At 71.0% G+C, this 22,750-nt stretch carries 22 protein-coding genes and 1 pseudogene; 15 read left to right on the plus strand and 8 right to left on the minus strand.

Features of this window, described 5'->3' with window-relative positions; genetic code table 11:
- Window positions 1-32: 32 nt before the first annotated feature.
- The 3 genes from Manayef4_RS08820 to Manayef4_RS08830 are packed head-to-tail and all read right to left on the minus strand — an operon-like array spanning window position 33 to window position 2,477.
- A complete protein-coding gene (locus Manayef4_RS08820; RefSeq protein ID WP_070131266.1) occupies window positions 33-605 on the minus strand; it encodes a cob(I)yrinic acid a,c-diamide adenosyltransferase in 573 nt (190 codons plus the stop codon).
- Between the two features lie 41 nt (window positions 606-646).
- Complete coding sequence (locus tag Manayef4_RS08825; RefSeq protein WP_011438079.1) at window positions 647-1,471, minus strand: protein phosphatase 2C domain-containing protein; 825 nt, start codon at window positions 1,469-1,471, stop codon at window positions 647-649.
- 19 nt (window positions 1,472-1,490) lie between these two features.
- Window positions 1,491-2,477 carry a hypothetical protein gene (locus Manayef4_RS08830; RefSeq protein WP_070131267.1) on the minus strand — a complete coding sequence of 329 codons (987 nt, stop codon included), beginning with the start codon at window positions 2,475-2,477 and terminating at the stop codon, window positions 1,491-1,493.
- 35 nt (window positions 2,478-2,512) lie between these two features.
- On the opposite strand from Manayef4_RS08830, the gene Manayef4_RS08835 reads away from it, so the two are divergent.
- On the plus strand, window positions 2,513-2,947 hold the full coding sequence (locus tag Manayef4_RS08835; protein ID WP_070131268.1) for an NUDIX hydrolase: 435 nt from the start codon (window positions 2,513-2,515) through the stop codon (window positions 2,945-2,947).
- A 79-nt stretch (window positions 2,948-3,026) separates the two neighbouring features.
- A complete protein-coding gene (gene murA, locus Manayef4_RS08840; RefSeq protein WP_254665541.1) occupies window positions 3,027-4,301 on the plus strand; it encodes a UDP-N-acetylglucosamine 1-carboxyvinyltransferase in 1,275 nt (424 codons plus the stop codon).
- Window positions 4,302-4,361: 60 nt separating this feature from the next.
- Here murA and Manayef4_RS08845 read toward each other — a convergent pair whose 3' ends face one another.
- Entirely contained in the window at window positions 4,362-4,748 is a 387-nt protein-coding gene (locus tag Manayef4_RS08845; protein ID WP_011438075.1) for a hypothetical protein, read from the minus strand.
- 316 nt (window positions 4,749-5,064) lie between these two features.
- On the opposite strand from Manayef4_RS08845, the gene Manayef4_RS08850 reads away from it, so the two are divergent.
- The 7 genes and pseudogenes from Manayef4_RS08850 to Manayef4_RS26465 all read left to right on the plus strand — a co-directional run bounded on the left by Manayef4_RS08850 (window position 5,065) and on the right by Manayef4_RS26465 (window position 10,786).
- Complete coding sequence (locus Manayef4_RS08850) at window positions 5,065-5,430, plus strand: STAS domain-containing protein (protein ID WP_011438074.1); 366 nt, start codon at window positions 5,065-5,067, stop codon at window positions 5,428-5,430.
- Between the two features lie 249 nt (window positions 5,431-5,679).
- Window positions 5,680-6,306 carry a hypothetical protein gene (locus Manayef4_RS08855; RefSeq protein WP_254665542.1) on the plus strand — a complete coding sequence of 209 codons (627 nt, stop codon included), beginning with the start codon at window positions 5,680-5,682 and terminating at the stop codon, window positions 6,304-6,306.
- Between the two features lie 68 nt (window positions 6,307-6,374).
- On the plus strand, window positions 6,375-6,923 hold the full coding sequence (locus tag Manayef4_RS08860; RefSeq protein ID WP_070131270.1) for an HD domain-containing protein: 549 nt from the start codon (window positions 6,375-6,377) through the stop codon (window positions 6,921-6,923).
- Window positions 6,924-6,998: 75 nt separating this feature from the next.
- The gene (gene nucS, locus Manayef4_RS08865; RefSeq protein WP_011438071.1) at window positions 6,999-7,661 is read left to right on the plus strand and encodes an endonuclease NucS; all 663 of its coding nucleotides are present in this window, start codon (window positions 6,999-7,001) and stop codon (window positions 7,659-7,661) included.
- A gap of 212 nt (window positions 7,662-7,873) precedes the next feature.
- A complete protein-coding gene (locus Manayef4_RS08870; protein ID WP_083282361.1) occupies window positions 7,874-9,748 on the plus strand; it encodes a 3-hydroxybutyryl-CoA dehydrogenase in 1,875 nt (624 codons plus the stop codon).
- Between the two features lie 104 nt (window positions 9,749-9,852).
- Window positions 9,853-10,488 (plus strand): DUF1232 domain-containing protein, encoded by a 636-nt coding sequence (locus Manayef4_RS08875; RefSeq protein WP_011438069.1) that lies wholly within the window; start codon window positions 9,853-9,855, stop codon window positions 10,486-10,488.
- Window positions 10,489-10,556: 68 nt separating this feature from the next.
- Window positions 10,557-10,786, plus strand: a pseudogene (locus tag Manayef4_RS26465) (hypothetical protein).
- Between the two features lie 29 nt (window positions 10,787-10,815).
- On the opposite strand, the gene Manayef4_RS08880 reads toward Manayef4_RS26465, so the two are convergent.
- Together Manayef4_RS08880 and ccrA are read right to left on the minus strand one after the other, a co-directional pair.
- Window positions 10,816-11,532: a sugar-binding protein gene (locus Manayef4_RS08880; protein WP_070131271.1), complete on the minus strand. Its 717-nt coding sequence runs from the start codon at window positions 11,530-11,532 to the stop codon at window positions 10,816-10,818.
- A 72-nt stretch (window positions 11,533-11,604) separates the two neighbouring features.
- Window positions 11,605-12,954 carry a crotonyl-CoA carboxylase/reductase gene (ccrA, locus tag Manayef4_RS08885; protein ID WP_070131272.1) on the minus strand — a complete coding sequence of 450 codons (1,350 nt, stop codon included), beginning with the start codon at window positions 12,952-12,954 and terminating at the stop codon, window positions 11,605-11,607.
- A gap of 172 nt (window positions 12,955-13,126) precedes the next feature.
- Between ccrA and Manayef4_RS08890 the strand changes: the two genes are divergently transcribed.
- From Manayef4_RS08890 to Manayef4_RS08905, 4 genes are all read left to right on the plus strand, one after another.
- Window positions 13,127-13,684: a SigE family RNA polymerase sigma factor gene (locus tag Manayef4_RS08890; protein ID WP_070131273.1), complete on the plus strand. Its 558-nt coding sequence runs from the start codon at window positions 13,127-13,129 to the stop codon at window positions 13,682-13,684.
- On the plus strand, window positions 13,681-14,673 hold the full coding sequence (locus Manayef4_RS24880) for a VCBS repeat-containing protein (protein WP_011438064.1): 993 nt from the start codon (window positions 13,681-13,683) through the stop codon (window positions 14,671-14,673). Before Manayef4_RS08890 ends, Manayef4_RS24880 begins: the two co-directional genes overlap by 4 nt.
- 237 nt (window positions 14,674-14,910) lie before the next feature.
- On the plus strand, window positions 14,911-16,095 hold the full coding sequence (locus Manayef4_RS08900) for an acetyl-CoA C-acetyltransferase (protein WP_070131274.1): 1,185 nt from the start codon (window positions 14,911-14,913) through the stop codon (window positions 16,093-16,095).
- Between the two features lie 26 nt (window positions 16,096-16,121).
- Window positions 16,122-16,652: a cupin domain-containing protein gene (locus Manayef4_RS08905; protein ID WP_011438062.1), complete on the plus strand. Its 531-nt coding sequence runs from the start codon at window positions 16,122-16,124 to the stop codon at window positions 16,650-16,652.
- Here Manayef4_RS08905 and Manayef4_RS08910 read toward each other — a convergent pair.
- On the minus strand, window positions 16,602-18,134 hold the full coding sequence (locus Manayef4_RS08910; RefSeq protein ID WP_070131275.1) for a HAMP domain-containing sensor histidine kinase: 1,533 nt from the start codon (window positions 18,132-18,134) through the stop codon (window positions 16,602-16,604). The two genes, Manayef4_RS08905 and Manayef4_RS08910, sit on opposite strands and share 51 nt — an antisense overlap.
- A 227-nt stretch (window positions 18,135-18,361) precedes the next feature.
- Between Manayef4_RS08910 and Manayef4_RS08915 the strand changes: the two genes are divergently transcribed.
- Both Manayef4_RS08915 and Manayef4_RS08920 read left to right on the plus strand, forming a co-directional pair.
- The gene (locus tag Manayef4_RS08915) at window positions 18,362-18,685 is read left to right on the plus strand and encodes an MTH1187 family thiamine-binding protein (RefSeq protein ID WP_011438060.1); all 324 of its coding nucleotides are present in this window, start codon (window positions 18,362-18,364) and stop codon (window positions 18,683-18,685) included.
- A gap of 148 nt (window positions 18,686-18,833) precedes the next feature.
- Window positions 18,834-19,823 carry a tetratricopeptide repeat protein gene (locus tag Manayef4_RS08920; RefSeq protein ID WP_011438059.1) on the plus strand — a complete coding sequence of 330 codons (990 nt, stop codon included), beginning with the start codon at window positions 18,834-18,836 and terminating at the stop codon, window positions 19,821-19,823.
- Window positions 19,824-20,198: 375 nt separating this feature from the next.
- Here Manayef4_RS08920 and glgB read toward each other — a convergent pair whose 3' ends face one another.
- Complete coding sequence (glgB, locus tag Manayef4_RS08925; protein ID WP_070131276.1) at window positions 20,199-22,637, minus strand: 1,4-alpha-glucan branching protein GlgB; 2,439 nt, start codon at window positions 22,635-22,637, stop codon at window positions 20,199-20,201.
- Between the last annotated feature and the right edge of the window lie 113 nt (window positions 22,638-22,750).

The following is a 22,750-nucleotide window of genomic DNA, read 5'->3' on the forward strand; positions in this document are numbered from 1 at the left end:
TGGCTTGGCGACCCTCGGGTATCGAGCGGGTCTCAGGCGTGCGCCCCCGGGCGCCAGAGCACGTCCCCCTCGGGGTTCGCCACCCGGGCGAGGATGAACAGCAGGTCCGACAGTCGGTTGAGATAGCGGGCCRGCAGCGGGCCGGTGCGGTCCGGCTCGGCCTCGAGGAGGGCCCAGACGGACCGTTCCGCCCGGCGGGCGACCGTGCGGGCGACATGCAGCAGCGCCGCCCCGGCAGTCCCTCCCGGAAGAATGAAGGAGGCCAGCTTCGGCAGGCCGGCGTTGAAACGGTCACACGCCTCCTCGAGCCGTTCCACGTAGGCCTCGGTGATCCGCAGGGGTGGGTAGGCCGGCGCCGGGTCGACCGGGGTGCACAGATCCGCGCCGACGTCGAAGAGGTCGTTCTGGACCTGGCCGARCACCGCCCGCAGCTCGTCGGGAAGCCCGCCGAGGGCGAGGGCCACGCCGATCGCGGCGTTCGCCTCATCCACGTCGGCATAGGCGGCCAGCCGCGGATCGGTCTTCGCCACCCGCGACATGTCGCCCAGCGCCGTCGTACCGTCATCCCCGGTGCGGGTGTAGATCCGAGTCAGGTGCACTGCCATGGGGACCACTCTAGGCAGTCGTTGACCGCGCGGCCGGGTTGTCAGATCCGGGCGTAGAGCGCGGTCGCGTCGTCGCTCATCCCGAACCGGGGGAACCGCGAGCAGTCCGGGTCGGCCCGTTCCGCCGCCCGCAGCCGTTCCAGCAGTATGGCCTGTTCGCCGCGGGCGAGCACGTCGACAAGGGCCGCGTCGTCGGCGACCAGGCTGAAGGGACGGACGGCCCGGGCGTAGCCGTCGGACAGCGCCACCAGCTCCGTGCCGGGTTCCACCGGCATGGTGGTGACGAACGCGTGGTCGGCGGCAGCGGTGACGTCACCGAGGATCCAGGACCCGGCCGCGGTGTTGCGCTGCCGGCGGCGTTCGCGGGTCATCGTGTGTGCCCGTCCGTAGGCCTGCGCGACATCGATGCCGCGTGCCAGCTCGGCGCGGACCGGTTCGAGCAGCGCCTCTTCGACCCCATCGAACTGGGGATCGGTGAAACTGACCACCTCCCCGCCGGGATGACGGAGCAGCACCGGGCTGTCCCCGAGGAGGTACAGATCGAGTAGCGGGCCCCGTTGCCGGGCGAGGGCGATCGTGGCGGTCGGGAACCGACCCGCGGCGAGCCCCAGGCGCCGTCCCTCGGCGCGGACATGTGCGATCAGCTCCCGCACCACCTCGGGCAGGGATCTATCCCGCCAGGGGACCGTGGCGAGGAAGGCGTCGGCCGCGCCGCTCAGCCAGGCCGCCGAGGACCGGCCRCTGATCGTCGGATCGTCGTGCAGCGGCGTCGCTCCGTCGATCACCCACAGGCCATCGGCGCGGGAACCGGCGGCATCCTCATTGTGGAGCTTGTCCGACCGGCTGATGGACCGCAGCACACGCACCCGTTGGCCCCCACCGTGGTCATGAGAACTCCGTCATGAGAAACCCCGCCACCACGAGTATCGTCCCGACGACCGCCGCGACGACCCGACGCCGGGCCGGTTCGGTCCCCACGAGCAGGACGTGAAAGCCCCAGAAGACGAGCAACGTCACGCCGCCAGCGAGCGTGAGAAGGCCGGCGGCCGGTCGGGCCGGCTGCCCCGCAGCGACGTTCGCGGCGGTGGTGATGAAGGCGATCACTGCCGCGAGTAACCCCATGATCTCCAGGACCTGACTCCGGATCTGCTGCAGCTCGCGGGAAGCCTCCTCTTGGCGTGCGCTCAGCCGCTCAGCCTCCTGCGCGTATTGGATCCTGGACCGGATGAGCTGGTAGTCGCCGATGCGAAGCGCGTATTCGGCGCCCGTACTGTCCTCGTCCTCGATCGCGCGGGCGATGCTGGCCCGCGCGGACGCGAACGCCCCTCGCAGGGTCGCGATGCGCGCGTGGGTGGCATGATAGCGCGCATAATGCCCGTCGCTGAGCGCGATGGCCTGCCGGACGTGCCGCTCAGCGTCGAGCAGTAGGCGTGGATCGTTGTCGGGGTCCCGTTCGTRGCGGTCCGCGATAATCTCGGCGGCGAGATGCAGCACGCCAGGCACGCCGCCGAGCCGGTCCACCGCCTCGAGCGCGAACGTGAGCGCCGCGTCGAGATTTGCCGGATCGCCGTCGAGAGAGGCGTAATACTCGGCCTGCATGAAGAAGAACATCGGATGCCGACCGAACCGGGCCTGGTATCGATCGGTGTTGGCCCGATGGCGGCGATGGTCCTTGCGGCGCCAGGCCCGAGCCTGCAGGCAGTAGAACGCGTTGAAGCGCGTCTGCTCCGCTAGATTGGGGTTCTCGACTGCCGCGGTGAGGGCCTCGTCGGTCGCGTCGGGCCCGGTCAACAACGCCCGCGCGGCCGAGCCGAACCCCGGGTCGGTCTCTGGGGGCAGTTCCGCCAGCCGCTGAGAAAGGCCGCCGTTCACTTGGACTTCCGCKTGGCAATTGGTACGTTTCGCATATGCATTCGGTGAGCGTAGCCGGAGTGACACTCAACGAAAAAGGGTTGATTCTATGCATCCGCCGCCGGGACATCGGCGCCTGGCAGATCCCGGGTGGGGTGCTCGAACGCGGTGAGACCCTGCACACCGGGCTGCGCCGTGAGGTCGAGGAGGAGACGGGTGYGGTCGTCGAACCCGTCCGCCTGACCGGGGTGTACCTCAACATGCCCCTAGGCGTGGTTGCCATGGTGTTTCTCTGCCACCATCCGACCGGCGTCATCGCTTCCGACACCGCGGAGGCGACGGAGGTCAGCTGGTTGTCGATCGACGAGGTCYGTACGCGGTTTGTGCCGGCTTTCGCAATCCGGGTGGCGGACGCGGTGGCCGGACGGCTCGAGCCGTTTATCCGCACCCACGACGGGGTGTCCGTCCTTCCGTCCGACGCAGCGGAATGAGGCGACCGCGCAGGGTTGCGCCGGTCGGTCCGGCGGGTGGCGGTGAAGATCTTCAGGCCAGGACCTAGCATCGAGGTTCGTGGAGCGCTTCGTTGTGACAGGCGGTACCCGGCTGGCCGGCGAGGTCGCCGTCCCGGGCGCGAAGAACTCGGTATTGAAGCTGATGGCCGCGAGCCTGCTGGCCGCGGRCCGGACGATGCTGTCCGCCGTTCCTGACATCCTGGACGTGTCGGTGATGTCCAAGGTGCTGGCGGGGCTCGGTGCGACCGTCGAGCGGGACGCCGCCGGCGGGCGGCTGAGCATTGAGGTGCCCCAGGCTCCGGGCGTCGCGGCCGATGGTGAGCTGGTGCGGCAGATCAGGGCGTCGGTGGCGGTGCTCGGTCCGCTGGTCGCCCGCCGTGGGGAGGCGCGGGTCGCCCTGCCCGGTGGGGACGCGATCGGATCGCGCGCGCTCGACATTCATGTCAACGGCCTGACCAAACTCGGTGCGCTGGTTGACGTCGAGTCCGGAGTCCTCGTCGCGCGCTGCTCCGGCAGGCTGCAGGGAGCCTCGATCTGGCTCGACTTCCCCAGCGTGGGCGCCACCGAGAACCTGTTGATGGCCGGGGTTCTCGCCAAGGGGACGACGGTGATCGACAATGCCGCCCAGGAACCCGAGATTGCCGACCTGTGCGCGATGCTGACGGCGATGGGCGGGCGTATCGACGGCGCGGGATCGTCGACACTGATCATCGACGGGGTCGACCAGCTMACCTCGGTGGAACACCGGACGGTGGCGGWCCGCATCGTCGCCGGCACGTACGCCATCGGCGCCCTGATGACCGGTGGCGACGTGCTGATCCGGCACGGTCAGGCCGCCCACCTCAGCATCGTCCTAGAGAAGCTGGTGCAGGCCGGTGCCGAGGTCGACGTCCGGGACGACGGATTCCGGGTCGTCGGACGGGGACAACCCCGGTCGATCGACGTGGTGACGCTGCCGTACCCCGGCTTTCCGACTGATCTGCTGCCGCAGATCATCGCGTTGGAGTCGGTTAGCCGGGGTACCTCCCTGATCACCGAGAACATCTTCGACAGCCGGTTCGCCTTCTGCCGCGAGCTGCACAAACTCGGCGCCGACCTGCGTACGGACGGCCACCACGTCATCGTCCGGCCCACCGCGCGGCTGTCCGGCACCCGGGTGACGGCCTCCGACGTGCGGGCCGGCGCGGGTCTCGTGCTCGCCGGCCTGGTTGCGGACGGCGTCACCGAGGTAAGCGACGTCCACCACATCGACCGGGGATACGCCCGGTTTGTCGAGAACATGACGGACCTCGGCGCCGACATCCGCCGGGTCTCCGACCGCGCCGTAGCCTGATTTCACCGGCATCGGCCTGATCCCGCTGGCATCGTGACCCCGCCGGCCCGGCCGGCGGGGTCAGGTGGGCGACTGGCGCGAGCCGAGCAGGTTCACGAGGGCACGGGCGGCTCGGTTCGCGTCCGTGCCGAACACGAGCACGTGGCGGCGGTCCCGCGGCCGGGCGATGATGTTCCCGGCGGCGTCGATGCGAATCGGACCGGCCGGTGCCGTGGCCCAGGTCGAGCGGATACCCCGCGCCCACAGCGCCGCGCGGAGCCGAGTGATCTCGGCGGGGGTGTCCACGGTGGCCACCGGGACGAGCAGACCGAAGTCGTGGCCGGGGACGGAACCGGCCGGCCGCGGCCGTGCCGGAGCATGGGCCCAGCGCCCGATCGCCATCAGCAGGCCGACGGCCAGCAGCGCGATCAGCGGCTCGAGGAGAAGTGCCCCGGCCGTTGCGGGCATCCCGCACCTCCGATCGTGCCGCTCTTCGACGCCACCTTGCATCGTCCCAGACATCCTCGCGACGGACCTGGATCCGGGCCTCGACACCTCCACGGAATCCGACAGAGGAAACATCGCCCGTCAACCGCTGCCACCATTGAGGTAACCGGCCCGACCTCTCTGTGGCCGAACGACGACAGTTCGATGGAGACGAGGGGGTACGTCGCGGTCCGCCCGGGGCGAGCCGCACCTGAGTGCTACCCGCGATCGGCGCGGATAGCTGGTAGCAACGGCGTCACGACAGCGGGGGCGCCGGACGGCCGGGACGGGAGATCACATGAACATCGGCGTGAACGTGTTGAGTCTGGAGTGCTCCGGGGACACGCGGGCCGGCTGCGCGCAGACGGCCCGCGTGGTTGGCCGGGTGGATGTGCGGACGGTGGGGACACTACGCAGCCTGCTGCACGCGGCGATCGACAATGGGAGCGGGCCGCTGCGCGTTGACGTCGCGGGCCTGGAGCTCGGCGATCATGCCGCGCTGGGGGTGCTGCTTGGCGGCGCTCGCCGAGCCCGTGCCGCTGGCCGCTCGATGGTGCTGGTCGATGTGCCGAGCCCGCTTGAACGCCTGCTCGTCGCGGACCGGCTGGGTGGGTTGCTGCGGTTCGAGGAGGCCGCCGACCTGGTGCACGTCGGCCACGCCTGAGCGGGTTGCCCGGGCGGCTCATCCGTTCGACCACCACCTAGGCCCGCCAGGAGGGGCTCCGTCCCGATCGGGACGGAGCCCGGAGCGGAACGAACCAGGGTGGCTGCGCACCGTCATGTCAGGCGCGCCCGTGTGCCGGGCGGACACGCGATGCGGCATGCTTGCCGGGTACCTGCTGATCGGGTACTGCTTTCGGGTGACGGGCCCGGCTCTTGGCAGGGTGTGATGCCGGACGGAGGCGTGYAGGACGTGGAGGTGCCCGCGCGGGTGAATGCCGTCGGCGATCGGAGCGCGCGATCCGCCGGGCTGGCCGGGGTGCGCGAGTACCGGTCGGTCCTGGTCCCGGTGGCGTTCGTGGTCGCGGTCCTGCTCGGCGTGGCCATCGGCTACGTGACCGCGGACCGGCAGTCCGGCACCGTGCATGCGCCTCGGACCGCCACCTCGCCCGCCCCGGAGCTGACCCCCGCGCTGCGGACCGCCCCGTGGGAGGGCGCCCGCCGACCGGGCACGGCCCATCAGATGCGGGTCCTCGACGAGCCTGATCCGGATGCCCTGCGGCTCGCGCTGTCGTGGAYGGTCGCCGACTCGATCAAGGCGGCCGGGGGTGCTTCCACCATCTCCGCCCGGCAGGTGACGATCGTGAACGGGATGTACTTCGGCGCCGTCGAGGGCGTTGACGCGGCGCACGACGAGTACTGGGCGATCGGTCGCATCGAGGTCCAAGGGCCGGCCACGCCGCCGGTCGACCCGCACGTGTGGCGGCGGATCGGAGCCGGGCCCTGGACGATCGTCCGCAACGGCCCGCGGGCCTGTGATGTGCTTCCGAGCGCTCTGATCACCCTGTGGAAGGTCTCCCCGCCGCCCTGCACCGGGTGACCTGCACCGCCRTGGGCCCGGGGTACCCTTGACAGCCCGGGGCACCCTCGACGTCGTACGGTCGGTCTGTGCCCTCAACCAGGATTGACGACGCGCGGCCCGGTCATGGCGAGGCGGACGGTCCGCACCGCGCCGCGACGCCCACCCTGCACGACGCCGTCGCCCTGGYCACCCGGGCGCACGCCGGTCAGCTGGACAAGGTCGGTGAGGAGTACATCGGCCATCCGCTGCGCGTGATGGCGGCAGTCGCGCGCACGGCTCCCACCGCCGGGGTGGACGCCCACGCCGCCCAGCTCGCGGYGGTGTTGCACGACGTCGTCGAGGACAGCGAGACCACCCTCGCGGATCTCGTGGCCGCGGGCTATCCGGCCCCGGTCGTCGCGGCGGTCGACGCGCTGTCCCATCGGGAGGGCGAGCCGGTGCCCGACTATCTCGCCCGGGTGGCCGCCGATCCGCTTGCCGTCGTCGTGAAACGGGCCGACATACAGGACAACGCCGATCCGGCCAGGCTGAGGCGGTTGCCGCCCGAGGACGCCGCCCGGTTGTCGGCCCGGTACGTGGATCGATGCCGGATTCTGGACGACCTCGTGGCGGCTCGCGGCGGCGATGTCGGGTGATCGTCAGGCGATCGCCCGGTGCGCGGCGGTCCCACCGCCGCCGGGCGCCGGAAACGGCCGCGATAGCGTGACGTCATGCGGCTCGTCATCGCTCGCTGCAGCGTGGACTACGTCGGTCGGCTCACCGCACATCTGCCGAGCGCCGTCCGGTTGGTACTCGTCAAGGCGGACGGATCCGTCTCCATCCACGCCGACGGGCGAGCGTACAAGCCGCTCAACTGGATGAGTCCCCCGTGCGTCATCGCCGAGGCGGACGGGGTCTGGCGGGTCACCAACCGCGCGGCCGAGCAGCTCGTCATCACCCTCGAACAGGTGCTGCACGATTCCACGCACGACCTCGGCGTCGACCCGGGTCTGCGCAAGGACGGGGTGGAGGCGCATCTGCAGGTGCTGCTCGCCGACCGGCCCGACGCGATCGCGCCCGGACTCACCCTGGTGCGCCGCGAGTACGAGACCGGCATCGGGCCGGTCGACCTGCTGTGCCGCGACGCGGACGGCTCGACGGTCGCCGTCGAGATCAAACGCAGGGGTGAGATCGACGGGGTGGAGCAGCTGACCCGTTACCTTGTCCGCCTGGAGGCCGACCCGGCGTTGCCGCATCCCGTGCGCGGCATCCTCGCGGCGCAGTCCATCACCCCGCAGGCGCGGCTGCTGGCGGCGGACCGGGGGCTGGGCTGCGCCGTCGTCGACTATGACGAGCTGCGGGGCCTCGAACCGTCCATTCCGACGCTTTTCTGAAAGCGATTCCGCCGAGCCTGCCCGGTCCGCCGAACCTGCGACGGCCGCCCGTCCGGCTTCCCCGTCCGGCGGCCGGTCCGTTCCCGTAGTGCGATCATGGGCCGGCGTCTCGAGAATATGGGAGGATCGCGGCGTTCGCCGTCTGACACCGCCCGGCCCGCGACGCCCACCCGTCGCCCGGGGCCCGTGCGCCGAAGTAGAGGAGCCTGGGCATGATCGAGAGGCCCGTATCGGGAACCACATCGGGAACGGGGCCGGCCGCGAACCAGGAGAACGCGAACCAGGAGAAGAAGCCGGAGAACAGCCGGGACGAGGCGGTGAGACACCGCCGGGTCGGGGTGGTGGGGCTCGGCACCATGGGCGCGGGCATCGCCGAGGTGCTGGCGAAGGCCGGTCTGGAGGTCGTCGGCATCGCGCGTGACGCCGACGCGCTCGCCCGCAGCCGGGCCCGGGTCGAGCACTCCCTCGACCGCGCGGGCCGCCACGGCAAGCTCGACGACGCGACCAGGGAGGCCGTGCTGGCCCGCATGCGTCTCGGCACCGAGCTCGCGGCGGTCGCCGACTGCGAGCTGGTGATCGAGGCGATCGACGAACGAATGAGCGCCAAACAGGCGCTTTTCGCCCGACTCGACGAGATCTGCCCCCCGGCCACCGTCTTCCTGACGAACACCAGCTCCCTGTCGGTAACGGAACTCGCGGCGGGCACCGCCCGCCCGGAACGGGTGCTCGGCACCCACTGGTTCAATCCGGCGCCGGTGATGCGCCTGGTGGAGGTCGTACGCACGGTCGTCACCGACCCGACCGTGCTGGCCGGGGTGATCGGCCTGGTCAACGACGTGGGGAAGACCGCGGTCGTCGCGGAGGACCGGGCGGGCTTCATCGTCAACGCGCTGCTGTTCGGTTATCTCAACAACGCCGTGCGCATGCTCGAGGCCCGGTATGCGGCCCGGGAGGACATTGACGCGGCCATGCGGCTCGGGTGCGGGCATCCGATGGGCCCGCTCGCCCTGCTCGATCTGATCGGTCTGGACGCCGCCCACGAGATTCTCAACTCGATGTACCGGCAGTCCCGTGACCACCTGCACGCTCCGGCACCGCTGCTGAGCCAGCTCGTGCGCGCGGGCCTGCTCGGCCGCAAGACCGGTCGTGGTTTCTACACCTACGCGGCACCGGACTCCTCCGAGGTGGTCGACGCGGTCGATCCGCTCGCCGACCGCCTGGGGCGGGGCCGCCCGGTGCGCTCGGTCGGCGTCGTGGGGAGCGGCACGATGGCGGGTGGCATCGCGGAGGTGCTGGCCCGGTCCGGGCACGACGTCCTCCTGCGGGCCCGGAGCGAGCGCACCCTCGCCGCCACCCTCGCGAAGATCGAGTCGTCGTTGGCGGCGTCGGTGGCCAGGGGGCGGCTGTCCGACGCCGACCGGCTGGCGGCTCTGRCCCGGGTGCGCGGCACGACCGATCTGGGTGAGCTCGGCCACTGCGAGCTGCTGCTTGAGGCGGTGGTGGAGGACCTGGCGGTGAAGCKGGAGCTGTTCGCCGACCTGGACAAGATCGCGGCGCCCGGCGCCGTGCTGGCGACCACCACGTCCTCGYTGCCGGTCATCGAGTGCGCCATGGCCACCAGCCGGCCGCGGGACGTCATCGGTATGCACTGGTTCAACCCGGCCCCGGCGATGAAGCTGATCGAGGTGGTGCCCACGGTTCTCACCGGCGACGACGTGACAGCCACGGTCCTGGCGCTGTCCCGAGCGGCCGGGCGGCATCCGGTGCTCTGCGCCGACCGGGCGGGGTTCATCGTCAACGCGCTGCTGTTTCCCTATCTCAACGACGCAGTGAAGATGCTCCAGGCGCACTATGCGACGATCGAGGACGTTGACACGGCGATGACGGTCGGTTGCGGCCATCCGCTGGGCCCCTTCGCGCTCGCCGACGTCGTCGGCCTCGATGTCACGCTCGCGATCACGCGCTCGTTGTACGCGCAGTTCCGCGAGCCCGGCTACGCCCCGGCACCCCTGCTCGAACAGCTGGTCCGGRCTGGGTTCCTGGGACGCAAGACCGGCCGGGGGTTCCTCGACCACCCGCCGCGCTGAGCCCACCCGTCACGCCGAGAACAAGATCGCTTCTGTCCGCGCGGACTAGGATGTCGACGGTCGGCGGGAAATCCCGATTCGCGCGGGAGGAGGCTGGAGCGGCGATGGTCGTGCTCGACAGGGACGCCGTGCGAGCGTTCAGTCGGGAAGTCACGATGTTCCTTCCCGATCTGGTCCAGCTGCTGCGGCGGGTCGTCGCCGATCCGCGGGTCCCGCAGTCCGCGAAGGTGGAGGCCGCCGCGGCGCTCGCGTACCTCGTGTCGCCGAAGAACCGGCTGACCAACGCGATTCCGGTGGTGGGTCAGCTCGACGACGTCGCGGTCATCGCGTTCGCCTTCCGGCGGCTGGCCGTCGGAGCCGGGGAGCCGATCCTGCGTGAGCACTGGCGTGGCAGCGATCGCGGCTTCCAGCTGCTCATCGGTGCGTCGTCCGCCCTGGCGAGTCCGGCGGGGGCCGTGCGCAAGGCCAAGCTCGCCCGCTCGCTCGTGATGGCCGGCTTCGAGCGGGTCGGCGGGCGGGTGCGGTGGACGGGCGAGAGGTTCGGGGCGGGGACGGGCGGGCGCACGACGGCCTCCTCGGCCGGACCGGCGGCGGATGACCGGCCTCGGATCGTTGACGGCGAGGTGGTGGACCGGGGCGAGTGGGTCGCGGGCCCGCCGGCCGGCGATACCCCGGGTTCGGGTTCCCGCACCCGGCGGGATCGGTTCCGGGCATCGGGCAGACCCGCTCGCGGGCGGTGACGAGGAAGGCGCGCCGACGCTGGGCCCGGCCGTCGGATGCGCAGCGCGGGCACCCGGTCGGCTGGTGGATGCCGGATCCGGTCGTCGTCCTGCGGGACGGTGAGTGGGTGTGCGACCGACGAGCGGCGCGGCGACCACCAAGGTCTACCGGTGTCCCGGTTGTGATTATGAGATCACTCCGGGCGCCGCTCACGTGGTGGTCTGGCCGCCCGAGCGGATCGAGGACCGTCGACACTGGCACCGGCCGTGTTGGGAACGCCGATGCCGAGCGGCCCGGCCGCGCGTCCGTGACGGCTGACCCCACGAGACGACGGTCTCCCGTGCGGGCTAGACCCCGCGGGAGGCCGCCGACGCGGGCAACGCGTTCGGCTCGCTGCCGAGCGCCTTACGCTCCTCAGGCGGCGGTGCCTCGATGGAGGCGATCGACGCGGAGGCGGCGGTCAGCTTGTCGCGCAGCGCGCCCAGCTGGGCCGTCACCTGGTCACGCAGGGTGGCAAGCTGCGAGGTCACCTGTTCGCGTTGGCGTTCGAGGTCGGCCAGCCGACGCTTCGAGTCGTCCTCGGCCTGCGCGGCCGCGGCCCGAGCGACCTCGACGATCCGTTCGGCCTCCGCGCGGGCCGTCGAGACGATGGCCGCGGCCTGCTCGTCGGCGTCGCGCAGGGTTTTCTCCCGGGTCTGCTCGGCCTCGGTGACGATCCGGCGGGCCTCCTCGAGTTGGGCATCGGCCTCCCGGGTGCGTTCAGCCCGAACGGTGGCCGCCTCCTCCTCGGCGAGCTGGAGGATCTGGGTAACGCGGCCACCGAACTCCTCCCAGGCGGGACGGTTGGCGGCCAGATCGTCGCGTACCCGGGCCGCCTCGGTCGCAGCCTCCGACGCGGCCGCCTCCGCCGCCGCCCGGTGCGCCTCGGCCTCGCGTAGCTGCTCGACGAGYCAGTTCACGTGATGGGTGACCTGATTGGGGTCGTAGCCACGGCGCACCAGATCAAAGGCGGGGGGCCCGTCGGTCTCGCCGGCCATTGGGATGAGATCGGTGTGTTCGGTCATAGGACCTCAGCATCTCAGACGGTCAATGCGAGCGTGAGGGGAGCCGGCTGTCGACCTGGCCGATTTCCGGGTTTATACGCCGCGGAACCGGTTGATTGCGGTCAGGTGGCGGGAGCGGAGTGCCTCGTCGCGGACACCCAGCCCCTCGGCCGGGGCGAGACACAGCACGCCCACCTTCCCTTGGTGGAGGTTGCGGTGCACGTCGTAGGCGGYCTGCCCCGTTTCGGTAAGCGGGTAGACCCGGGACAGGGTCGGATGGATCATCCCGCGCATGATGAGTCGGTTGGCTTCCCAGGCCTCCCGGTAGTTGGCGAAGTGCGAGCCGACGATGCGCTTGAGATTCATCCACAGGTACCGGTTGTCGTACTCGTGCTGGAAACCGCYGGTGGAGGCGCAGGTGGCGATAGTTCCGCCGCGGCGGGTCACATAGACGGAGGCGCCGAAGGTTTCCCGGCCCGRGTGTTCGAGGACGATGTCGGGGTCGTCGCCGCCGGTGAGCTCGCGGATGCGCTTGCCGAACCGCTGCCATTCCCGGGGGTTCTGGGTGTGTTCGTCACTCCAGAACTGATAGGCCTCGGCGGCGCGGTCGATGATCAGCTCTGCGCCGAGGGAGCGGCATATGTCGGCTTTTTCCGGCGAGGAGACGATGCAGACCGGGATGGCCCCGCCGCGTAGCACGAGTTGGGTGGCGTAGGAGCCCAGGCCCCCGGACGCGCCCCAGACGAGAACGACGTCGCCCTGCTTCATGTTCGCGCCGTTGACCGAGACCAGCTGGCGGTACGCGGTCGAGTTGACCAGACCGGGTGCGGCCGCCTCCTCCCAGGTCAGGTGCGCGGGTTTCGGCATGAGCTGGTTGGTCTTGACCAGGGCGAGCTCGGCGAGTCCRCCAAAATTCGTCTCAAATCCCCAGATTCGTTGCTCGGGATCCAGCATCGTGTCGTTGTGGVCGTCGGGACGCTCAAGTTCCACGGACAGACAGTGGGCGACGACCTCGTCCCCGGGGGACCAGGCCTGTACGCCAGGCCCTGTCCGTAGCACAACTCCGGCCAGATCCGAGCCGACAACGTGGTAAGGCTGGTTGTGACGGGATGCAAGCGGAGAGGTTCGGCCGTAGCGCTCGAGGAAGTTGAAGGTGTGGATCGGCTCGAAGATCGACGTCCAGACCGTGTTGTAGTTCACGGAGGAGGCCATGACCGCGATGAGGGCTTCGCCGGGACCGAGCTCGGGGGTCGGCACGTCGTCTACGTGCAGGGAGCGGCGGGGGTCCTTGTCCCGGGACGGCATGCCCTCGAACATCCCGATTTCGTCCCGGCGCAYGACCACGGCGCGGTAGGACTCGGGGACCGGGAGGGATGCGAACTCCGCCCGCCGGGCGGRCGACGGAGGGCTCTGGGCAATGATCGCTTCGAGAATGTCCTTCACGGTCGGCCTCCGTAGGACGCTGGTGCTGGTGGCGGATAGACGGCAGATGTTACCCATAGGTGGGAGGCGGGGTCGCGGGATGTGGAGGCTGTCTGTTTCGTGCGCGACGCGATAGAACTTTTGGGACAACTTCGAGTGCTCGGTACGCGTCCAACTGGGTGTGATCGCGCCCATGACTGTCGTGGAAGGGTGGCGGCCCGTGCCTGCACGGAGCGACGCCGCCCGTAGCGATGTCGCGCGGGACGCCGATGCCGCCCTGACCGCGTTGTATTCCGAACACTATCGGTCATTGGTTCGTCTTGCAGCGTTACTACTTGACGATCTCGGCCTCTGCGAGGAGGTTGTGCAGGACGCCTACATCCGCGTCCACGCGGCCTGGGGGCGGCTCCAGGACCGGGACAAGGCCTTGGCCTACCTCAGGCAGACCGTCGTCAACCTCGCACGTTCGACACTGCGTCGTCGACTCGTCGCTCTCAAACACGCTCCCAAGCCGATGCCCGACGCCGCGAGCGCCGAGGAGGGCGCCTACTCCCTCRTCGAACGGGCGGCGGTCATCCAGGCGCTGCGCGAGCTGCCCCGCCGGCAGCGGGAGGCGGTGGTGCTGCGGTACTACGCCGACATGTCCGAGGCGGACGCCGCGGCGGTGATGGGCTGCAGTGTCGGTTCCGTCAAGGCGTACACCTCCCGGGGGCTGTCGGCGTTGAGCGGCAAGCTGGAGGGCCTGCGGTGAGTGGTCTGGAACCGGAGGAGCTCGCCCGCCTGCTCACCGAGGCGGTGGAGCCCATCCGGCCCTCGCCGGACGCTTACCGGCAGATCCGTGCCGGGATCGACCGTCGGCGCCGGTGGCGTCTGCCGCTGATGACGGCGGGCGGGATGGTCATGGCCGCGCTCATCGGGCTCGCCGTGGTGGCGCTGCGGCCCCCTCCGTCGAGCAACGAGCTCGTCGAGCCAGCCGTCCCGCCGCTCGTGACCGCACCCGTGACGGGGCCGAGCCGGACACCCGTCGCGCCCTCGACCGGCGGCACCGGCCGTTCTGCCAGGGCCGGCGGTGGGTCCGGAGGGGGAGCGGCGACCTGGTCGGCGACTACCCCGCCGACCGCCCTCCCGAGCACCAGCGTGTCCTCCCCGCCCGTCACGGCCGGTTCGTCAGCCAGTCCGACGACGGTGACCCAGGACAGCCCTCAGCTGCCGACGGCCGTCGTGAAGCCGGCGGTGGCGGGCGACGTCGACGGCGACGGCCGTTCCGACCAGGTGCGGGCGACCGGGAGCAAACTCGAGGTCGTGTTCTCCCGGGACGGAACTGTCGGGCAGGTCGACCTGGGCGCGATCGTGGTGCCCCTGCACTACACGGTCGTCGACATCGACGCCAACGGGTTCGGCGAGATCCTGGTGCAGACCACGTCGAGGAGCGGGATGGACAACTACGCGCTGGTGCGCTACGCCAGTCTCGACACGCTGGCCTCCGTCTCCCTGCCGGCTCAGCTCACCCTCGCCGCCGGAGTTCAGGGCAACGTYGGCGCCGGGTTCCGCTGCATGGACCGGGCCCTGCGGATCAACAGCGGGACCTCGACCGACGGTTCGCTGTTCACCGTGGCCACGACCATCCTGGCGCTGACCCCGGAGGGCCTGGCCGCCCAAGACAGCCGGTCCGACCAGGTACGCCTGCCGGCGGACCCGGCCACCTCGCCGTTCGTGGCAGCCTGCGGCCAGCTGTCCTGACGGTCCCTGTCAGGACGGTCCGCTTCTCCTGGCCGTCCCGCCGGTCCGGCTGGGTGCGCTTGTCCCTGAGAGGCCAGAATCGCGGCCGGGAATCTCAGACGTGACCAGGCTATTATATCAGCAACGGCCGTTCTCGAGGCCGTCGCCACGAGACGACGTCACCGCATGCCGCATGCCGCATGCCGTGTGCCGGCGCCGTCCCGGTCCGAAGATCTTCCTGGAGATGAGGAGGCATCCATGCCTGGTTCCGTGATCGTGGCCGGAGTGCGGACACCGTTCGGGAAACTGTCGGGCGGGCTGAAGAGCTTCACCGCGACGGATCTCGGTGGCATCGCGATCTCGGGTGCCCTCGCGCGGGCCGGCCTGYCCGGCGACGCGGTCGATTATGTGATCATGGGGCATGTGATCCAGGCCGGTGCGGGTCAGATCACCGCCCGGCAGGCGGCGGTCGCCGCCGGCATCCCGCTGTCGGTGCCCGCCATCACGATCAACAAGGTCTGCCTGTCCGGCCTCGACGCGATCGCCCTGGCCGACACGTACATCTCCAGCGGGGAGTTCGACCTCGTCGTCGCCGGTGGGATGGAGTCCATGACCGGCGGCCCGCACCTGCTGCGCTCGCTGYGCTCCGGGGTGAAGTACGGCCGGGCCGAGCTGCTCGACGCCACCGAGCACGACGCGCTGTTCTGCGCCTTCGACCAGATCGCGATGGGGGCGAGCACCGAGCGGTACAACGCGGGGCTTGGCATCGGCCGGGCCGAGCAGGACGAGTTCGGCGCCCAGTCGCATCAGCGGGCCGCCGCCGCCACCAAGAACGGGCTGTTCGACGACGAGATCGTCCCGGTCGCGGTGCCGCAGCGCCGCGGCGAGCCGCTGGTCGTCAACCAGGACGAGAGCGTGCGTCCCGACACCACCGTCGAGGTGCTCGCGAAGCTGCGGCCGGCCTTCGACGGCAACGGCACGATCACCGCGGGTTCGTCGTCGCCGATCTCCGACGGCGCCGCCGCCGTCATCGTGGCGAGCCGGGCGAAGGCCGAACAGCTCGGCCTGCCGATCCTCGCGGAGGTCGGTCACCACGGCTTCGTGGCCGGTCCGGACACCTCCCTGCAGTCCCAGCCCTCGCGCGCCATCCTCGCGGCGCTGGCCAAGGAGCGGCTCACCCCGGCCGATCTCGACCTCGTCGAGATCAACGAGGCCTTCGCCGCGGTCGCGATCCAGTCCATGCGCGACCTCGGGATCGGCCCGGAGATCACCAACGTCAACGGCGGCGCGATCGCGATCGGTCACCCCGTCGGAGCCTCCGGTGCCCGGATCGCCCTGACCCTGGCCAACGAGCTGAAGCGCCGCGGCGGCGGGATCGGGGCCGCCGGTCTCTGCGGCGGCGGCGGCCAGGGAGACGCCTTGGTGCTGCGCGTTCCGGCGTGACGGCAGGCCTCGGGGAGGCTCCCGCGATGACCCGCATCGACGACCCCGCGACGCTGGCCGACGACCTGGTGCGGGAGCTTGGTCTCGAAGAACATCCCGAGGGCGGCTGGTACCGCCGGACCTGGGCCAGTCCCGACCAGATCGACGCACATGGCGGCAGGCGCCCCGTCATGACGTCCATCCTGTTCCTGCTGCGTCCGGGAGAGGTGTCCGGCTGGCATCGGGTGGCCTCGGCCGAGATCTGGCTCTGGCAGGGCGGCGGGGCCCTCGATCTCACTCTCGGCGGGCCGGGCCGGGCGCCGGTCGCCGCCGACCGGCGGATCCTCGGGCCCGATCTGGCCGCGGGCCAAGCGCCGCAGCTCGTCGTGCCGGCCGGCGAATGGCAGACCGCGGTCCCGCGCGATGGACAGCACGTCCTGGTCGGCTGCGTGGTGGCGCCTGGCTTCGACTTTCTGGACTTCGAGCTCTTCCCCGCATCAGGCGCCGTTCGGGGCGGCCCGGTCAGGTCAGCTCGGGGCGGTCATCGCGGTGGTGAGCGCGGCTGCCGCGGCGACTAGGGCGCCGGGATCCAGCGGGATCTTCAGGACGTCCACGGCGCCGGCTCGGCGCAGGTACGCCCGCTCGCGGGGGTCGGTGTCCTCGCTGAGGACCAGGGCCGGGATGACGCCGGCGGTCGGGTCCGCCGCGAGCTGGGCGAGCAGCTCGGCCGCGGTCGTGTCGGGCAGGTCCCGGTCGAGCAGGATGAACGCCGGCCGGGCCCCCCGCACCGCGTCGAGGGCGAGACCGGCGCGGGGARCGGTCACGGTGTCCGCAGCCAGGAAATCGGTGAGGGTCTCGGCGACCAGGGAACGCAGGGCGGGATCGCCACTGACGTGCACGACCCGCAGGCCRCCGGGTGCGGGAGGACGGCCGAGGGTGACCGTGCCGGACTCGCCGGAGCGACCTGGGAGGCCACCGTAACTGCCCACGAACCCGCTGTCATCATCGAGATCCTCGAAACGCAGGTCGACCGCGTCGAGCACGACGGCGAACACGCTTCCCACGCCGTACCGGCTGGCGACGGTAAGCACCCCGCCCATCGCCGTGACCAGGGCGTGGGACAGCGCGAGGCCCAGCCCGCTGCCCTCGATTCCGCTGCGCTCGGCGCCGAGGCGCTCGAAGGGCCGGAACAGTCGGTCGATCGCCCGGGGGGAGAGCCCCGCGCCGTCGTCCTCGACCTCGATACGGATCCGCGAGCCGGTGATGGGCACGATGCCGACGCGCACGCTGCCGCCCTCCCGGCCGTACTTCAGCGCGTTACCGACAAGGTTGAGCAGGACCTGCCACAGGCGGCGGCGGTCCGCGTCGGCGACGAGCGGCAGCGCCGGATGGATCACCCGCCGGATGCTGCGCTGCGCCGCGAGCGGTTCGACGAGCTCCACCACGCCCTGGACGATGTCGAGGACGTTGACCGRCCCCTTGTTGATGTCCCCCCGGCCCGCGCGGAGCCTGGCCAGGTCCAGCACGTCATCGATCAACGCCTGCATGTGGCGGCCACCGGTGATGATCCGCTCGACGTCGTCGTGGAGGTCGGGGGTGAGCGGTTCGAGTTCCAGCAGCTGCGCGAAGCCCAGCATGGCGTTCAGCGGGGTCCGCAGTTCGTGGCCGAGCCGGGCGATCAGTTCGTCCTTGGCCCGTGACTCGTTCTCGGCGACCTCGCGGGCGCGCTGGTCGCTGGTGTCCCGAGCGACGACGACCAGCCCGCCCTCCGGGTCGACCCGGACCGTCACGTGATGGGGCACGGTGGCCCCGGCCAGGTCGACGAGTCCCACCGAGCCACGCCACTGCCCGGTCCGCCCCAGCGCGGCCGTCACCGCCTCACCGAGAGCGAGGCGGAACGCGGGATCGACGACGTCGACAAGATCGCGCAGATGGGGGACGCGGGGAACCCGGTCACCGAGGAAGGCACGGGCGGCGGCACCCATGTCGGTGACACGACCATCCGTGCCGACGACCACAGCCAGGTCCGTCAGCGCGTCGAGCAAGATGCGTGACCCCACCTACGCCTCATTATCCGTCTTCTTCCACCCCACGGCGGGCAATGGTAGGGCGTACCGTCAGAGACCGTTGTTCCGGGTTTGCTCAACTGGATCGCTGGCCGGTTTTCTGGCGACGTTTCGTGACATGCAAATAGCTTACCGACGACCTCGGTGCGTCGGCGTAGCAGGGTAGTGGCCCTGCGTTGTTCGATGCGCGGTGAGCGGACTGTCGTGATAAGYCTGACCGCATGCTTGTTGCCTTCAGTGTCACGCCCATCGGTCAGGGCGAGGGGGTCGCGGATCTGGTCGCCGAGGCGGTCCGGATAGTGCGGGCCAGTGGGCTGCCCCATGAGACGACCGCCATGTTCACCACGATCGAAGGCGAGTGGGACGAGGTGATGGACGTCGTCCGCCGGGCCACCGAGGCGGTCTCGGCCCGTGCTGGCCGGGTGAGTCTGGTGCTGAAGGCCGATCTTCGCCCGGGAGTCACCGACGCTCTGCACACGAAGGTCGCCGCGATCGACCGGTTGCTGGCCGGGGGCGAGACCGGCGCGGACGCCACTGATCGTTGACCGCGGCCGGCGGGCAACGGCCCGCGGCCCGCGGCCCGCCGGCCCGGATTGGGCGTCTGTGTCCGACCCCGGGCGAGGCGGACATGAGGACCGGAAAAGTCGTCCGGTGCCGAGCCCACTGACCGCGACCAGATGCCACGATGGAGGCATGCAACGTAGGCCACCAGTCCCATCCAGATCGCCGCGCGGTGCGGGAGGCGCGGGACGTCTGCCCGAAAGCCTCGGCGGTCTGCGCCTCGCCGGCGCCGTCCCGCTCGACCCCAAGCCGGCGACCCCGCCTCCCCCCGCCAGCAGCGCCGCCACGGCCGCGCCGGACGCCCGTCCCGGCGCGCCAGCCGGGCCCGTGGTCATCGACGTCACCGAGGCGAGCTTCGCCACCGACGTGGTCAGCCGGTCGATGCAGGTTCCCGTAGTGCTGGACTTCTGGGCCTCCTGGTGCGGCCCGTGCAAGCAGCTCAGCCCGATCCTGGAGAAGCTCGCCGCGGCGGACGGCGGCCGGTGGATCCTCGCCAAGATCGACGTCGACGCGAACCCGGGCCTCGCGCAGGCCGCCGACGTGCAGGGCATCCCCGCGGTGAAGGCGGTGATCGGCGGGCGGATCATCGGAGAGTTCACCGGCGCCGTGCCCGAACGGGAGGTGCGGAGCTGGCTCGATCAGCTGCTCTCCCTGGTCGGCGAGGCGATGGGCGCAGTCCCGGGCGCGGCAGCCGCGGGCGGCCCCGCCCGTGACCCACATGTGGCGGCGGCCGAGGCGGCGCTTGCCCGTGGCGACTTCGACACCGCGGTCGAGTCCTACCGCATCCGGCTCACCGAGGCGCCCGCGGATCCCGAGGCCCTGACCGGGCTCGCGCGGGCCGAACTGCTGCGCCGGGTGCATGGGTACGATCCGGTGGACGTCCGCAACCGRCTGGTGGCGAATCCGGACGACGTCGAGGCCGCGGTTGCCGCGGCCGACCTGGGCATCGCGCAGGGAGACGTGGCCGGGGCCCTCGCTGGTCTCGTCGAGGTCGTCCGCCGGACGGCGGGACCGGAGCGGGAAAGGGTCCGAGCGCACCTCGTCGGGCTGTTCCAGGCGTTGGGTGACGAGGAGCCCGCGGTGGCCCCGGCTCGACGCTCCCTGGCAGCCGCTCTCTTCTGAGGACGCGGCAGTCGAGTTGTGGGGAGCCAGTGCACGGTCCAGGGACCGCGGACCGTGCTCAGATCCCCACATTCACCGGCCGAAGGCGAGCTGACGGAGGCCCCGTACGGCGCCCTGGGCCAGGGGTCCCCGCACTGCGGCGAAGCCCCGATGGCTATCCCAGGAGGCTATCCCAGGAGGGTCGCCGAAGGCGAGCTGACGGAGGCCCCGTACGGCGCCCTGGGCCAGGGGTCCCCGCACTGCGGCGAAGCCCCGATGGCTATCCCAGGAGGCTATCCCAGGAGGGTCGCCGAAGGCGAGCTGACGGAGGCCCCGTACGGCGCCCTGGGCCAGGGGTCCCCGCACTGCGGCGAAGCCGCCGTGCGGGGGAAGGCACTAGGCGGGGGAGAGCCAGATGGCCCCGAGAGGCGGCAGCGTCAGGGTTGCTGAGGCGTCGAGACCGTGATGCGGCTCCTCGACAGCCTGGACCGAGCCGAGATTGCCGATGTTGCCGCCGCCGTAGCGGTACCCGTCGGTGTTGAGTATCTCGCGCCAGCGGCCGGGGAACGGCAGCCCGATGCGGTAGCCCTCGTGCCCGATGCCGGCGAAGTTGGTGACGCAGGCCAGCACGCCGCCCGCCGGGTCCTCGCCCGACCACCGCAGGAACGAGAAGACGTTGTTCTCCGCGTCGTTCGCGTCGATCCAGGAGAAGCCCGCCGGGTCGGCGTCGTGTTGGTACAGGGCCGGGACCGTCCGGTAGAGACCGTTCAGGTCGCGCACGAGGTCCGCGACACCGGCGTGGGCGGGATCGTCCAGCAGGGGCCATTCGAGGGACGCGGACTCGTTCCACTCGTTGTCCTGGGCGAACTCGCAGCCCATGAAGAGCAGCTTCTTGCCGGGATGCGCCCACATGTAGGCGAGCAGCGCCCGCAGGTTCGCGAGCTGTGCCCAGCGGTCGCCGGGCATCTTGCGTAGCAGTGAACCTTTGCCGTGGACCACCTCGTCGTGGCTGAACGGCAGGATGAAGTTCTCCGAGTAGGCGTACACCATCGAAAAGGTCATCTGATGGTGGTGGTACATGCGGTGGATCGGCAGCCGGGAGTTGTAGTCGAGGGTGTCGTGCATCCACCCCATGTTCCATTTGAAGCCGAAGCCCAGGCCGCCGAGGTGGGTGGGGCGGGTGACCCCGGGCCACGCGGTCGACTCCTCCGCGATCATCATTGCGCCCGGGAAACGGCGGTAGACGGTGGCGTTGGTCTCCTGCAGGAACGAGACGGCGTCGAGGTTTTCCCGGCCGCCGTGGATGTTGGGCAGCCAGCCGCCCTCCGGCCGGGAGTAGTCGAGGTACAGCATCGAGGCGACCGCGTCGACGCGTAGCCCGTCGATGTGGAATTCCTCGAACCAGTACAGGGCGTTTGCCACGAGGAAGTTGCGTACCTCGGGGCGGCCCAGATCGAAGACGTAGGTACCCCAGTCGGGCTGTTCACCGCGGCGTGGATCGGGATGTTCGTACAGGGGGGTGCCGTCGAAGCGGCCCAGCGCCCAGGTGTCCCGGGGGAAGTGCGCCGGCACCCAGTCGACGATCACCCCGATGCCGGCGCGGTGCAGCGTGTCCACAAGGTGGCGGAACTCGTCGGGGCTGCCGAAGCGGGYCGTCGGGGCGTAGTAGGCCGACACCTGRTAGCCCCAGGAGCCGCCGAAGGGATGCTCGGCCACGGGCAGCATCTCCACGTGGGTGAAGCCGTTCTCGACGACGTACGCGGTCAGTTCCTCAGCGAGCTCCCGATAGGACAACCCGCGCCGCCAGGAGCCCAGGTGGACCTCGTAGACGCTCACCGGCTCGGTGCGCCAGGCCGTCCGGGCCCGCCGGTCGAGCCACGCGCCGTCGTTCCAGGTGAAGTCGGAGGCGAACACCACGCTCGCGGTGGCCGGCGGCACCTCGGTGTGGAACGCCAGCGGATCCGCCTTCTGCCGCCAGATCCCGTCGAAGCCGAGGATCTCGTACTTGTACCGGGCGCCGGTGCCGGCGCCGGGGACGAACAGCTCCCAGATCCCGGAGCGGCCGAGCGAGCGCATCGGGAAGGCACGCCCGTCCCAGAAGTCGAAATCGCCGACGAGCCGCACTCCCCGCGCGGAGGGGGCCCACACGGCGAAGCTGACCCCGGTGACTGTGGCGCCGCCCGGCGTCGTCAGCGCGCGCGGATGCGCCCCGAGCACCTTCCAGAGCTGTTCGTGCCGGCCCTCGATGATCAGATGGAGGTCCATCTCACCGAGGGTGGGCAGGTGCCGGTAGGGGTCGTCGATGAGGTACGGGCCGTCCGGGTAGGTCACCTCGATGCGGTAGTCGGGCAGCATTCCCGGCACGGCCACTCCGAACACCCCGCCGCTGTGCAGCCGGGTGGCCGGGTAGCGGGCCGGCCCGACGAGGACGGTCACGGCCCTCGCATCGGGGCGCAGCACCCGGACGACCGTGGCGTCGCTCCCGGGATGCGGGTGCGCCCCGAGCAGCGCGTGCGGGTCGTGATGCGCCCCGCTGACCAACCGCTCCAGGTCGTCGTAGGGCAGGTCGACCGAGACCGCGGGCGCAACCGCGGGCGGGTCYGCGGGCAGGGCCGATGGTGGGGCCGATGGTGGGGCCGATGGCACGGCGGGATCGTCGGCGGTCTGTCCAGGCTGGGCGCTGGCGGACGATGCGTCGCGGTCCGCCAGCGCCACCCGGCCACCGCCGTTGCGGACGGCGGTGGCCGCCCCTCGGGGGTTCGGTCGGTCGGGGGCGAGCCCGGTGGCCAGGCGTCCCGTCCGCGCCGTGCCGTTGTTGACGTCGCCGTTGTTCACTGGGACACCCCTGCCTCTCTGCGCGGTGATTTTTCGGGTCTTCTGTCGGGTCTTCTGGCTGATCCGCGTCCGGGTGCCGGCACCGCTGCCGGGCGGCCGCCACGGCCCGGGCC

Source organism: Frankia sp. CgMI4, assembly GCF_001756285.1.
Taxonomy (GTDB): Bacteria; Actinomycetota; Actinomycetes; order Frankiales; family Frankiaceae; genus Frankia; species Frankia casuarinae.

Excerpts from the sequence above, each read along its gene's own strand:
- Manayef4_RS08845 (WP_011438075.1), bottom strand. The coding sequence starts at position 4,748 with ATGCCCGCAACGGCCGGGGCACTTCTCCTCGAGCCGCTGATCGCGCTG.
- Manayef4_RS08850 (WP_011438074.1), top strand. The coding sequence starts at position 5,065 with ATGAACATCGGCGTGAACGTGTTGAGTCTGGAGTGCTCCGGGGACACG.
- nucS (WP_011438071.1), top strand. The coding sequence starts at position 6,999 with ATGCGGCTCGTCATCGCTCGCTGCAGCGTGGACTACGTCGGTCGGCTC.
- Manayef4_RS08875 (WP_011438069.1), top strand. The coding sequence starts at position 9,853 with ATGGTCGTGCTCGACAGGGACGCCGTGCGAGCGTTCAGTCGGGAAGTC.
- Manayef4_RS08905 (WP_011438062.1), top strand. The coding sequence starts at position 16,122 with ATGACCCGCATCGACGACCCCGCGACGCTGGCCGACGACCTGGTGCGG.
- Manayef4_RS08915 (WP_011438060.1), top strand. The coding sequence starts at position 18,362 with ATGCTTGTTGCCTTCAGTGTCACGCCCATCGGTCAGGGCGAGGGGGTC.